Consider the following 12,287-nt stretch of genomic DNA (forward strand, 5'->3'; position numbering starts at 1 on the left):
ACAGGTAAATCACTCAGTATTCAGTACGTTTATCGCTGACATTCCAAGCCTCAAAGAGCAATCGACTCTCATCGCGCAGAACCTGCCGGCTGGGCATTTCCCGATCCTGCATCGGCTTACATATCTGCAATGCTATTGCGTTGTCATCGAAACCACTGGCCGCAGCATCTGCAGAATTGGCGGCATAGACCAATCGCTCGATATGGGCCCAATAGGCAGCACTAAGGCACATCGGGCAGGGTTCACAGGTGGTGTAGAGAACAGCCCCCGACAAGTGGAAGTTGTCTAGATGTTTACAGGAAGCCCGAATTGCCTGCATCTCTGCATGGGCAGTGGCATCATTGAGATGTACAACCTGATTCCAACCCCTGCCGACAATTTCACCCTGCATCACCACCACAGCACCGAAGGGGCCGCCATGACCCAGCTCCAGTCCATGCTTTGCCTGCTCAATTGCCTGACTCATGAACAGTTCGTCCTGATCCACTGCTTACTCCCAGCGAAAGCCTTTAGAACCTATTGTGACAAAGCATAGAGTAAAAGTGGTAAGAGATAATAGAGACGTCAGCACATCCTTGAAGCCGGCTCCCTCAATCATCACGGCACGGGCAGCATCCACCATATGGGTCAGTGGTAGTGCCAAAGCAAGGTTTTGCACCAAAGGATGAGATCCCTCCAGTGAAAACCAGACACCTGAGAGGAGCATCATTGGCCAACTGATCAAGTTCAATAAGCCATTTGCTGCCTCTTCACTGGTGATTCGTGCCGCAACCAATAGACCTACACTGATCAAGCTCAAGGCACCTAGAATTAGAATCAGGAACAGCAGCCAGTAAGAACCAACCATGCGAAAATCGACTACCAGATCCGTGCCAAGATAGACCAGGATGGTCACTGAAAGGATCATCAATAGGCGTGAGGCGATCTGGGCCGAGAGGAACTCAAAAGCACTCAGAGGGGTTGCTCTGAGACGCTTTAATACACCATTCTTGCGATATCGGACAATTACATAACCGACGCCGAAGAGGGCGCTGAACATAATGTTCATACCAAGCACACCGGGTATTACCCAATCAACATAGCGAATTTCTGAGCCACTCACGGTGACCCTCTCAAACTGATAGGGTTGTAGCAGCTGCTCCAGCAGATAACCTTTAGGTGAGGTGCTGTTGACCCAATAACGCTGGGTTGTCAGGTCAAGCAAGAGGTCGATCTGGTGCCTGTCGACCTTATCAACAGTCTCTTCCAGTTCAATCACCGGAATAAACTCCACATAGCGGGTCTGCAGAAAGGTCTGTACCGGTTGTTGCTGCTCTGCCTCTCCATAGAGTCCGACCTTATAGAGCTCCTCCTGACCGGTAGAGAAGGCGAAGGCAAAACCCATAACGATCAGAACAGGCATGATCAGGTTCCACCCCAGCGCAGTACGATCACGCAGGAACTCAAGGTTTCGTGCTTGGAAGGCTGCGAGAAAACGGCGTATTGACATGATGCTGGTTCAGGTTGTGGGGTAGAGTCGATCCTACACTAGTGTGAAACACCAGACTAGGAGCGAAGATGGTGACCAGTCAATTCCAAAAACAGATCTTCCAGAGTAGGCGAGCGGACCTGAAGTTGTTTCAGGGAGACTTGTTGGGAGGTCAGATGACGGATCGTGGTATCCACGTCCTTAGAGAGTATCTCGATAATCTCACCTTGGGTATGCATTGAAGCGCCATCATCCGGGCAGAAGCCCTCAGGTATCGCTGTGTGAGGCAGGCTGATAACCGAGTTGTCGAAATGGTCTGCCAATAAGGTGTGTGGGTTGCCTTGAGCAATGATCACGCCGTGGTCCATGATAATGATCTCATCACAGAGCTCAAAGGCCTCCTCCATGTAATGAGTGGTCAGAACCAAGGTCTTGTTTTCTGCCTTTATGCGACGTACCTGGTTCCATAAATTGCGCCGGGATTGGGGGTCTAGACCGGTTGTGGGTTCATCGAGAAAAACCACATCAGGATTGTTGATAAGTGCAATTGCGAGCAATAAGCGCTGTTTTTGACCGCCGGAGAGTTTACGGGTGTCCCTGGTTAGAAACTCTTCCAGTGCGCAGGCCTCGACCAGGTCATCTATGGTTCTGGGGTTGGAGTAAAAGCGCTGAAACATTTTCAGTGCTTCATCAACCTGGATAAACTCCTGCAGGGCTGTGTGCTGGAACATGATTCCAGCTTCATTGCGGAAACGTTGTCCCAGGGGTTCGCCCTTGTAGAGTATGCTGCCGGATGAGGGGGTAATGATACCTTCCAACATCTCCACCGTGGTGGTTTTACCTGCGCCATTCGGGCCTAGAAGGCCAAAGCATACCCCTCGGGGAATATTGAAGTTCACGCCATTGACAGCTTTGACGCCAGGGTAGTGTTTACAGAGGTCACGTGCCTCTATCATGATAGAAACATGACTTCAATTTCCTGGATATCCTCAGCTACGCCTTCGATTTCGATGAAATTGACTTCCGGTTCCATGCCGAGCTTGCTGAATGCAGGTACATTTGACACTTCGACAGAATCGTCAGGATTTAAATTGGCCTGTAAACGGGCGACCAGGACAATATCTGAGTAGTCACCATCCCCTGAACTCTCATACTCTAGATTGAGAAAATTGGCCGGTACCTTGATCAGGGATTCAGGGAAATCCCACATCTCAAGAATTCTCTGCCCAATTTGTGGGCTTAGCTCATTAATTACCCGATCTAACTCCGCTTCGTCTTGAATCAGTTCATCACGGGTTTCAGCCATCGCCAGAATTGGCAGAGCACCAATGTTGTGTATCAATCCGGCCAGCATCGCCTGCTCTCTGTCCAGGTGATCCAGGTTGTAAGAGAGGACTCTGCTGATGGCTGCAATCTGCACACTCTCTTCCCATATCTTGTGGAACTTGGCATCAAGCAGGTCATTGGTGGCCTGAAAAATCTGTTGCATGATCAGGCTTACCACCAGACTGCGAACCAGACGCACCCCAAGACGGGCGACAGCCATTTGCAGGTTATCGATTGCAACCCGACCCCGGTAGAGGGGGCTGTTGGCGACTTGTAACAGGCGTGCAGAGAGGGCTGCATCTGATGCAATGATTTCTGCTATCTCATTGGCATTGCTCATCTCTTTTTCGACGGCATCCCTGACCTTGAGTGCTACTTCGGGCAGCGTCGGCAGAGTGAGTTTGTTGCTGTCTATGGCTTTGTTCAGGTCGTCTAAAAACTGTTTTTCATCAATCATTTTTTATCTTTTGTCCTAGGGCCTATTCGATTAGTGTTAGACTGCAGGCGCTATTTGATTATCGGTCAGGCTGCTGATTTCTTGATGTGATACTGATCCCTATAATTCAAAGACTATTCCGAAAAAGGGTAAGGTAGATTGAGTATTTCAAGGGCTGGACCCTGCTCACCAAGCAGTACCTGACCCTCTTCGGCACTGGCAATTTCGATAACTGCCAGGAGGTCATAGCCATCTCCGTTTGCCTGCGCCTCGACAACTTTACCAGTACCCTGTCCTGAAGTGCTCTGTTTTGCGTAGAGTTCATCGCCAGGTTGAGGCTCAGTCGATGTATCGACATGGGCCAGATACATCCTTCGCTTCAATTTACCCAGGTACTGCATACGTGCCACTACTTCCTGACCTGTATAGCAGCCTTTGGTAAAGCTGACGCCATCAATGAGTTGCATATTTGTCATTTGCGGTACAAATGCTTCTTTTGTCTCTTGATAGATGGTGGGTATCCCAGCACGTATCTCCTGAAGCGCCCAAAAATCTCTATTCCCGGTTTGTGCCTGACCTTCTGCAGTTTGCCAGATTTCCTGTAGTAGATTGGCTGGGCCGATCACCTCAAATCTGGGTTTACTGCCTGGCAGGTGGATCAGGGTTAATTCACCCTGTTGCATAACATCGTTTGGTTGTTCTGGAACGTCTTCGAAGAAGGGTTGCAGCAGGGCATCGGAGCAGTCACCGGTAAGTCCGATTCTTATCAATTCGTCGCTGACATCACTGAGTGTGACTTTTGCCCTTAACACATACATCCCCAGGCGTTGCATTACCGATGGGACATTCTCAAGCGGGGTTTGTAGAAAATAGTCATCAGCGCGGCGAAAACAGCGAAAATTAGCCAACATGCGCCCTTTTGCATTACACCAACCGGCCAGATTGCTGTGCTGGTTGGTGACTTTACGCACATCATTGGTTAACTGCCCTTGCAGATAGGTCTCCGCATCTTCACCAGAAATCCGTATCAGTCCCAGATGGGAGAGGTCATTTAAGGCGCAGTTTGGCGCTACGCTGTTTTGGGCGGTATTGGTGCGGCTAGCTAGAAATTCTGTCCATTCTTTATTCATATCAGGAACAGCTCCTGGGTTTGAGGAACAACAGTGCGTATCATACCCGATCCAACCGGGGACGAAACTCCCCTCGTTTAATCAGGTTTTTATGATGGGTTCAGATTAATAGATGAGTAATTTGACTGCAGGCGCTCTGGTGCTCTACAAGATTCGCCCGGCAAGGGTGGTGGAAGTATCCGACAAGATTCTCATTGAGTTGGAGGGGGGTAAGAATAAGCGGGTTCGGGATAAAGATGTTGTGTTGCTGCATCCTGGGCCAGTTTCAGAATTAAATAATTTACAAACCCCTGAAGGCGAAGGCGAAGTTGAAGAGAACTGGGAGCTGCTGGAAGGTGCAGAGACCGATCTCAAAGAGCTGAGCGAACTGGTATTTGGCGACTACACCCCTGCCATGGCCTGGGCTACCTGGCTTCTGGTTGCAGATGGCATCTATTTTGAAGGAGAGCCACACTCGATTCGACCCAGATCTGCTGATGCGGTGAAGGTAGAGATCGAATCACGCAATAAAAAAGCTGCTGAGGCAGAGGCCTGGAACGCTTTCATGGAGCGCCTGCATCAAGGCAAGATCATAGAAGAAGATCGTAAAACCCTGGGAGAGGTCGAGGCCCTGGCCCTGCAAAAGCGGGAAAACAGCCGCATATTGCAAGCCTTGAAGCTGGCAGAAAATCCTGTCAGTGCCCATCGATTACTGGTGAAGACCAGATATTGGTCATTAAATGAGAACCCCTATCCCCGTCGTATGGGCATAGATGAGTCTATTCCCGCGCATCCGGTGCCAGAATTGGCAGAAGAGAAACGATTGGATCTGACACATCTACCTGCTTTTGCCATTGATGATGAGGATAATCAGGATCCGGATGATGCCATCAGTCTTGATGGTCAGCGCATCTGGGTGCATGTCGCGGATGTGGCTGCTCTGGTGAAGCCAGGCAGTGATATGGATCTCGACGCCAGGAGTCGAGGGGCAAATCTCTATCTGCCTGACCGGATCGTGCCGATGTTGCCACCACAGGTGACTGAACAACTGGGTCTGGGTCTGCAACAACGTTCACCTGCACTCTCCATCGCCTTTCAACTATCGGAGCAGGGTGAGGTGGAACAACTCGAAGTTCATCCCAGCTGGTTGAAAGTGGAGCGTATAAGTTACGCAAAAGCTGATCAGCGTTTAGATGAAGAGCCCTTCAAGACTCTGTTGGAAAAATGCCATGTTTTCAGAGCGCGTCGCAAGGCGGCAGGGGCTGCCTCTATTCAACTGCCTGAAGTGAAGATTAAAGTGCAAGAGGGTGAAGTGGAGATTGTTCCGCTGGAAAAACTGGAAAGCCGGGAAATGGTCACAGATTTGATGTTGATGGCAGGGGAGGGGATTGCTACTTATTGCCAGGAGAAAGAGATCCCTATTCCATACGCTACCCAGGCCCCCCCGGAGCAGCCCGATCAACCTCAGGATTTGGCCGGAATGTATGCCTACCGGCGTATGTTCAAACCAACCCAGATTAAAACCCTGGCTGAACCCCACTCCGGATTAGGGCTTCCAGCATACTCTCGATCAACCAGTCCATTGAGACGCTATTCTGACCTACTTACCCATCAGCAGCTAAGGGCTCATCTTAGTGGTGAGCCACTGCTTGACCTGCAAGCCATTTCTGAGCGCATAGCTCAAGCAGAAATGGGTAGCATGTCGAATAGAAAGACAGAACGGGTGTCGAATAACCACTGGCGGATAGTCTATTTGCGGGATCACCCTGATTGGCAGGGAGAGGGCATTGTGGTTGCACGAGAGGGAGAGCGGGCAACAGTCCTGATTCCAGCTATTGGTCTGGAGGCCAAGGTACGCATCAAAGGAGACGCCGGGTTGAATGAGCCTGTTCAGCTTAAGCTTAGGGAGGTGGATTTACCTGATCTTAGCTGCTATTTCAGGATTCTCTGAATAGTCAACGTATTAGGGCCGATTCGATTAGTGTTAACAGGCCCTGGGTGCGGGTGGCACACCCAGTCTAATCTCCAGTGACTGCGCCGGATTGTATCTACTCAGCCACTCCAAGTGTATTGGTGATCCGGAGAAGGGTGGCGGTAGATGAAGTATCAAAGAGATAACTGAGTCTGAGGTGCTTTTATCATGAGATGGTTATTAATTGCTTTATGCCTGTCGGGTTGTAGTACCGCCTATCAAACGGTTGCAGATTTTGATAATCCCTACTACCGGATACCTGTCGGTTCGACCATTGTTTTAAAACAAGCTTTGTTGGTTGCTCCCAATCGGACCCGACTGTTTCTGCAGCAGGGAGAACCCATGCTGCTGGAAGATTTTGATCGTTATAAGCCAAATTGTAATTTTGAAGTAAAATCCCTGCTCAATGAGCCACAAACCATTCATCCGGAAACATTCACTGTCACTAAAGTAGAAGAGCTGATGGTTGAGGTTGTTCAAAAACAGCGTCAATATGGATTTGTAACTGTTGCTCTGGATGATTCCGGAACCCCAATGGTTTCGCGTGGATACCATTTCTGGCTGGAATCATCACAACATCCAGAAGTTATGCGGCTCACCTGTCGCAGTGCATTTGACGACATGTGGGCAGCACAGCCGCCGACTATTTCCGAGATTCGTCAAGCCCTGGATGAGATCGCTGAACTCAGGTTGGTTTTATGATTCGCTGTTCAAATTAAACATAATGCCACTACTAACAAGATGTAAACCTCAAATCAAAATGTGCTATATCTAGCTATAGGGTGGAAGAGTTGAATTTGAAAGGGCTAAGGGGCTGTTCTTATCAGGTCGATTTAGATCTTACCACTACTAAGTTTTAAGGTTTCTGTGGGTGATCACCTTAGTCGGAAGGATAATGTCGACCGATAAAAGAAAAAAAAAGCAAGATCTTGGGAAGGCATTAATAGCTGAAGAGCAGACTCGGATACTCTATCAGCAGGCACCAATATCCAATATCACCGTCTATTCAGTCTCAATACTCTTTTACTTCATATTGAAGCCCCATATTGAATCATCGATTGTTGATATATGGGTTGCGGCGCTGTTTGTTACGGCCTCCTTTCGCCTCGCGCTTTGGTTTATACGAAAGCGAAACCCGCAAAAATTTACAATTGAGCAGTGGCAGAGGAGCTATCTGATCGGGTGTCTGTTAGTTGGTGTGGCATGGAGCCTGATCGTCCCCTATATAGCGGTCGCGGAAAGCCTCACTGTTGCAATTAGCTTATGCATGCTGCTGTTCGGCATTGTTGCCTCGGCAGTTGTTGTCCTGTCGGTATACGTGCAGGCTTTTATCGCCTATGTCTATCCACAGTTGCTGACCCTTATTGTCACCCTGTTTGCCTACGGGAGCCAGGGATACAATGCATTGGCTTTTGCGACCCTGGCATATTTGGTCATGACCACACTGTTCACCCGCAATGTGAACCGCAATCTGTTGGAGAATATCAGGCTTCAGGTGCAGAACAGTCAGTTGATCGAGGGCCTGGGGGATGAGGTTAAAAGTCGAGAAAAAGTCATTAAAGTGCGCACATTGGAGTTAGAGGAAAAGAACAGCAGCCTCAGAAAGGAGATAGTTGAGCGGAAGTCTGCTGAGTCGGCTCTACGCAAGAGCGAGGAGCGCTTCGAGTTGGCGATGCGTGGTTCAAATGATGGCGTTTATGACTGGAACCTCCTCACTAATGAAATCTATTTCTCTCCACGCTGGAAGCGCATGCTCGGTTACGCTGACTTTGAACTGGAGAATGCTTTTTCCACTTGGGAAAAGTTGATTGAAGAGAAAGATCGTCTGCGCTCCTGGGAGATGCTGAATGATTACATCAACGGTAAACGCGATAACTTTCATATCGAGTTCAAGATGCGTCACAAGGATGGTCATTGGGTGGATATCCTCTCCCGCGCCTTTTTAGTCCGTGATGCAGATGGAAAGGCGATCCGAACAGTCGGGACACACGTTGATATCACTGAAAAGAAGCGCCAGGAAGCTCGTATTCTCAGGCAGGCGCACTACGATGGCTTAACCAGTCTACCGAATCGCTTTCTAGCGATGGATCGTCTCGCTCAGTTGCTCAAAGAGGCATCTAGAGATAACTGCAAGGTTGCGATTCTGTTCCTTGATCTCGATGGCTTTAAGCGGGTTAACGATAGCCTTGGACACGAAACCGGCGACCGCCTGCTGATTCAGGCTGCTGGGCGTTTACAGTCGGCTGTTCGTGATGGTGACAGTATTTGCCGCCTTGGTGGCGATGAATTCGTTGTGCTTTTGCGTAACTTATCTGAACTGAGTGATCTCCGCACAATTGCAAGTAGCCTGATTTCTCAGTTTCGACAACCGTTTAAATTAGATGATCGAGAATTGGTGGTTACCACCAGCATCGGTATTGCTCTCTATCCCAATGATGGCCTGACCCCAACTGAACTACTACGCAACGCCGATACTGCCATGTATCACTCAAAAGAACAGGGTAGAAATGTTTTCAACTTTTTTACTACTGAGATGAATCTGAATATATCCCGTAGTTTAGAGGTCGAGGAGCAGTTGCATGGCGCCCAGGAGCGTCACGAGTTTTCAGTGTTTTACCAACCTGTCATCGATTTAAAGAACAATCGGATTGTCGCTGCTGAAGCTCTGTTACGCTGGAATAACCCAGTGCTGGGAAAGGTGTCACCAGATGAGTTTATTCCGATTGCAGAACAGACCGGGGTGATTTTGGGTATTGGACGATATGTATTGCAACAGGCTGTCGCTAACGCTGTAGACTGGCGTGAAATGCTCGACCACGATTTCAAAATCGCTATCAATCTCTCTCCCCGGCAGTTCCGTGATGCTATGTTGGTAGATTATGTGAAAGATCTTCTGCGAGAGCGTGGTTTGAAAGCTGATAGCCTGGTATTGGAGATCACGGAAGGCGTTCTGATGAGTGGTCAGCGGGATATCGACGAGGCAGTTGCACACTTGCATAAAGCAAACATACATTTAGCAATGGACGACTTCGGAACTGGTTACTCATCGTTGAGTTATTTACGAAAATACCCATTTGATGTGTTAAAAGTGGATCGGAGCTTCGTTAATGATTTAACTGACGACCCTGCCGATTGTGAACTTGTGAATGCTTCCATAATGATGGCCCACGGAATGGGTTTGGAAGTGGTGGCTGAAGGTGTGGAAACCGAGGGGCAGCTTAGCCTGCTGCGCGATATGCAGTGTGAGTATGCTCAGGGATATCTGTTCAGCAAGCCTATCAATGAGGATGAGTTCACAAATTTACTTCGAGATAGTTCTGTAATTGGATCAATTAGCTGATAGAACTCATCGAATAACTAACTTAAAGCAGAACACTACTATTTGGTAAACCTGCTTCTATTCAAGGCAATGGTCTTGTTCATTAAACTGGGCATTTAGGCTATTTACTACCTCTCCCGGACAAGTAACTAACGCACTGTAGGGTGCGGCCCTGCCGCACCATTCTGAGTTCAATGCCAGATGTCTGTGTGTCATGATGCAACAAAAATTTTCATCTAATAGGTCTTATTTGCAACGCTATATTGTATACTGGTCTCTTGGGTGAAACAGTGTAAAGAGTCAACACTTGGTTAACATGACTGAGATGTGTAAAAAAAGTAATCTTGGAGAGTTGTGGTGAGCGAAATCTATTCTGAAAATCCTGTCATGTTTAAGAATAATCCAATAGGTTTTATAGTTTCAATTCTGTTAATACCGGCATTTGGTATTGGTTTGATTATATTGCTTGTATGGCATCTTCAAAATAAATCATCCAAGCTAACGATAAATGAATCTGAGATTCTTTATGAAAAAGGCCTGCTCAGCAAAGAGCGCTCAGAAATTAATATCAGCAGTGTAAGAACAACGAAAGTTAAACAATCCTTTTTCAACCGAATCTTTGGTGTTGGGTCTGTTGAAATATATACGGCTGGTGACAATCCGGAAATTGTTGTAACCGGTCTGCCTGATCCAAATAGAATACGTGAGCTGATCAAGCCCCGTCAGGATGAAGAGTAGTCGATATGGTCGGGGAAACTGATAGTAAGGATAAGAACGAATCCCGTAAAATTGCTATTGCACTGGTTTCTCTGATTGTGATCTTAGCTGTAGCTCTCTTACTGCTTATGCCAGCATTGTCGGAAATCGCAGCAGTGCATTTGACACCTGGATTGGGTATCAAAGATTCTGCAGTGATCTCATTTTTTATTACAGTAATATTGCTGATTCTATTTGCCATTTTCTCTGGAGATGGTTTGCTGGGTGAGATTCAATTCGTACTGAGTGGATTTTTTGCTTTCTTCGTGATTATCTGGTTAATGGTCGCGTGGATATTTTAAAGAGAAAATTTTAATGAGTAATATGCCGTTTTGTCCAAAATGCAATTCAGAGTATACCTATCAGGATGGTGATATGTATATTTGCCCAGAATGCGCTCATGAGTGGGCAACCACTGGTGATGAAGATGATGTTGAGACTGAAGATGTAATAAAAGATGCCAATGGTACAGTGCTAAATGATGGTGACTCAGTGGTGGTCATAAAAGACCTCAAGGTGAAGGGTTCATCTTCTGTCGTGAAAGTTGGGACTAAAGTCAAGAATATAAGATTGACCGGCGGGGATCACAATATCGATTGCAAAATAAGCGGTATTGGTGGGATGCAGCTAAAATCTGAGTTTGTTAAAAAGGCTTAACAGGCCCTGGTGGGCCGGTATAGCCAGTTTTTTTAAAGATGCTGCAATCAGAAATCTCTGGTTTAGAAAAAACGGGTAATGGTGACTTCTGCATAGTCGTCCCGATGCATTACAAACAGCGGATCTTGTTGGTGAATGTCCGACCATAATCGTATTTGTGCACTGGTTTTCCAGTGACTGCCAATGCGCCGGCTTGCTTCCAGGTTGAACATCCAACCCGCTTCATCGAGGTCTTTTATTACACCTGCAAGCAATTCACTTCCATCTACGTCATTTGCCGTCAGCCGAAATCCGAGAAAAAGGTCATTCTCAAATGGTGTCGTAGCATCATCTCCACGATCGTCATACATGTATTCTCCGAGCAGACCAATATCAATGTCACTCTCGGCAATGCCTACAAAGGTGTATTCGAACCCACCTGTTGCAGCATTGTAACTGCCACTGTCGATGGAGCGATGGATTGCTTCCAGTTTCCAGAGCCAATCCCCCTTGGTCGCCTGTAAGTCCAGACTGGTTTGTCGCATCAGTTCGTAGTAGGGGAGAAGGGTGATATCTCCCTGGGGAGTGATCCTGGGAGTTAGTTGTGGATCCCTGCTGGTGCCGTTGAAGTGAGAGAGGCCAATATCCCAATCGCCAATATAATGGGACCAGCGCAGTGCATAATCCAGATGCTGCTGCTCATGCTCGGATTCATATTGCGCATGATCCTGATCAACATAGGGGTGGGTGCGTAAGCGACCTTTTTCACCCGGAAAGGTACGTTCACGAAAACCGAACAGGGCATAAAGATCAAGAATACCCCAGTCCCGTTCAAGCGAAGCTTTAATTAATGGTTGTCCCAGTTTTTGTTCGCCATCAGGGTTTTCAACGAGGTCAGTCTGATTGATTACATCCACCAGGTGGAGCCCTTCTGTAACGCCCCAAAAGACTCTGCCTACGCCCGCTTGAACTTCCCAGCGCTTTCCTGCGTAAGTCCAGATCAGTTCCCGTAGATCCCCATGTGTACGTTCATTGTCCTCACTGTCCCAACGAATAAAAGGTACAAACAACAGGTTCTGGTTGCCACTATCCCAGCGTTGATAATATTCAGGTTGAAATGCCAGCGAAATAATTTGATCGGATTGTTCTGCATCTGTGGCCTGTTGAGGAAAGTATCGCCCCTGTAATTCAAGGAATCCACTCCACTCTCCGGCATGCAACAGACTGGGTATCAGACAGATGATCCATCGCCAATATCTCACGTT

Annotated in this window: 12 protein-coding genes; 6 read left to right on the plus strand and 6 right to left on the minus strand. The window is 47.8% G+C overall.

What is annotated here, in order from left to right; translation table 11 throughout:
- Positions 1 to 13: 13 nt before the first annotated feature.
- The 5 genes from AC4IE7_RS19480 to ygfZ form a co-directional block, all read right to left on the minus strand.
- Positions 14 to 487 carry a nucleoside deaminase gene (locus AC4IE7_RS19480; RefSeq protein ID WP_490778536.1) on the minus strand — a complete coding sequence of 158 codons (474 nt, stop codon included), beginning with the start codon at positions 485 to 487 and terminating at the stop codon, positions 14 to 16.
- 3 nt (positions 488 to 490) lie between these two features.
- On the minus strand, positions 491 to 1,489 hold the full coding sequence (locus AC4IE7_RS19485; RefSeq protein ID WP_490778537.1) for an ABC transporter permease: 999 nt from the start codon (positions 1,487 to 1,489) through the stop codon (positions 491 to 493).
- 56 nt (positions 1,490 to 1,545) lie between these two features.
- On the minus strand, positions 1,546 to 2,424 hold the full coding sequence (locus AC4IE7_RS19490) for an ABC transporter ATP-binding protein (RefSeq protein WP_490778538.1): 879 nt from the start codon (positions 2,422 to 2,424) through the stop codon (positions 1,546 to 1,548).
- Positions 2,421 to 3,251 carry an HDOD domain-containing protein gene (locus AC4IE7_RS19495; RefSeq protein WP_490778539.1) on the minus strand — a complete coding sequence of 277 codons (831 nt, stop codon included), beginning with the start codon at positions 3,249 to 3,251 and terminating at the stop codon, positions 2,421 to 2,423. Before AC4IE7_RS19495 ends, AC4IE7_RS19490 begins: the two co-directional genes overlap by 4 nt.
- A gap of 113 nt (positions 3,252 to 3,364) precedes the next feature.
- Complete coding sequence (gene ygfZ / locus AC4IE7_RS19500) at positions 3,365 to 4,360, minus strand: CAF17-like 4Fe-4S cluster assembly/insertion protein YgfZ (protein WP_490778540.1); 996 nt, start codon at positions 4,358 to 4,360, stop codon at positions 3,365 to 3,367.
- Between the two features lie 112 nt (positions 4,361 to 4,472).
- On the opposite strand from ygfZ, the gene AC4IE7_RS19505 reads away from it, so the two are divergent.
- The 6 genes from AC4IE7_RS19505 (at position 4,473) to AC4IE7_RS19530 (ending at position 11,043) form a co-directional block, all read left to right on the plus strand.
- The gene (locus tag AC4IE7_RS19505; RefSeq protein WP_490778541.1) at positions 4,473 to 6,290 is read left to right on the plus strand and encodes an RNB domain-containing ribonuclease; all 1,818 of its coding nucleotides are present in this window, start codon (positions 4,473 to 4,475) and stop codon (positions 6,288 to 6,290) included.
- A 189-nt stretch (positions 6,291 to 6,479) separates the two neighbouring features.
- Positions 6,480 to 7,013 (plus strand): hypothetical protein, encoded by a 534-nt coding sequence (locus AC4IE7_RS19510; protein ID WP_490778542.1) that lies wholly within the window; start codon positions 6,480 to 6,482, stop codon positions 7,011 to 7,013.
- Positions 7,014 to 7,206: 193 nt separating this feature from the next.
- Positions 7,207 to 9,651, plus strand: a complete 2,445-nt coding sequence (locus tag AC4IE7_RS19515; protein ID WP_490778543.1) for a putative bifunctional diguanylate cyclase/phosphodiesterase — start codon at positions 7,207 to 7,209, stop codon at positions 9,649 to 9,651.
- 336 nt (positions 9,652 to 9,987) lie between these two features.
- Positions 9,988 to 10,368 (plus strand): PH domain-containing protein, encoded by a 381-nt coding sequence (locus AC4IE7_RS19520; protein ID WP_490778544.1) that lies wholly within the window; start codon positions 9,988 to 9,990, stop codon positions 10,366 to 10,368.
- A 5-nt stretch (positions 10,369 to 10,373) separates the two neighbouring features.
- Positions 10,374 to 10,688 carry a hypothetical protein gene (locus AC4IE7_RS19525; protein WP_490778545.1) on the plus strand — a complete coding sequence of 105 codons (315 nt, stop codon included), beginning with the start codon at positions 10,374 to 10,376 and terminating at the stop codon, positions 10,686 to 10,688.
- Between the two features lie 13 nt (positions 10,689 to 10,701).
- Positions 10,702 to 11,043, plus strand: a complete 342-nt coding sequence (locus tag AC4IE7_RS19530) for a zinc ribbon domain-containing protein YjdM (protein ID WP_490778546.1) — start codon at positions 10,702 to 10,704, stop codon at positions 11,041 to 11,043.
- 62 nt (positions 11,044 to 11,105) lie between these two features.
- Here AC4IE7_RS19530 and AC4IE7_RS19535 read toward each other — a convergent pair whose 3' ends face one another.
- Complete coding sequence (locus AC4IE7_RS19535; RefSeq protein ID WP_490778547.1) at positions 11,106 to 12,284, minus strand: hypothetical protein; 1,179 nt, start codon at positions 12,282 to 12,284, stop codon at positions 11,106 to 11,108.
- Between the last annotated feature and the right edge of the window lie 3 nt (positions 12,285 to 12,287).

This window comes from Candidatus Thiodiazotropha sp. AKAK3 (assembly GCF_058244645.1).

Bases quoted from the DNA above. Each gene is read 5' to 3' on its own strand.
- ygfZ (WP_490778540.1), bottom strand. From the start codon at position 4,360: ATGAATAAAGAATGGACAGAATTTCTAGCTAGCCGCACCAATACCGCC.
- AC4IE7_RS19485 (WP_490778537.1), bottom strand. From the start codon at position 1,489: ATGTCAATACGCCGTTTTCTCGCAGCCTTCCAAGCACGAAACCTTGAG.
- AC4IE7_RS19510 (WP_490778542.1), top strand. From the start codon at position 6,480: ATGAGATGGTTATTAATTGCTTTATGCCTGTCGGGTTGTAGTACCGCC.
- AC4IE7_RS19525 (WP_490778545.1), top strand. From the start codon at position 10,374: ATGGTCGGGGAAACTGATAGTAAGGATAAGAACGAATCCCGTAAAATT.
- AC4IE7_RS19495 (WP_490778539.1), bottom strand. From the start codon at position 3,251: ATGATTGATGAAAAACAGTTTTTAGACGACCTGAACAAAGCCATAGAC.
- AC4IE7_RS19490 (WP_490778538.1), bottom strand. From the start codon at position 2,424: ATGATAGAGGCACGTGACCTCTGTAAACACTACCCTGGCGTCAAAGCT.
- AC4IE7_RS19505 (WP_490778541.1), top strand. From the start codon at position 4,473: ATGAGTAATTTGACTGCAGGCGCTCTGGTGCTCTACAAGATTCGCCCG.
- AC4IE7_RS19515 (WP_490778543.1), top strand. From the start codon at position 7,207: ATGTCGACCGATAAAAGAAAAAAAAAGCAAGATCTTGGGAAGGCATTA.
- AC4IE7_RS19530 (WP_490778546.1), top strand. From the start codon at position 10,702: ATGAGTAATATGCCGTTTTGTCCAAAATGCAATTCAGAGTATACCTAT.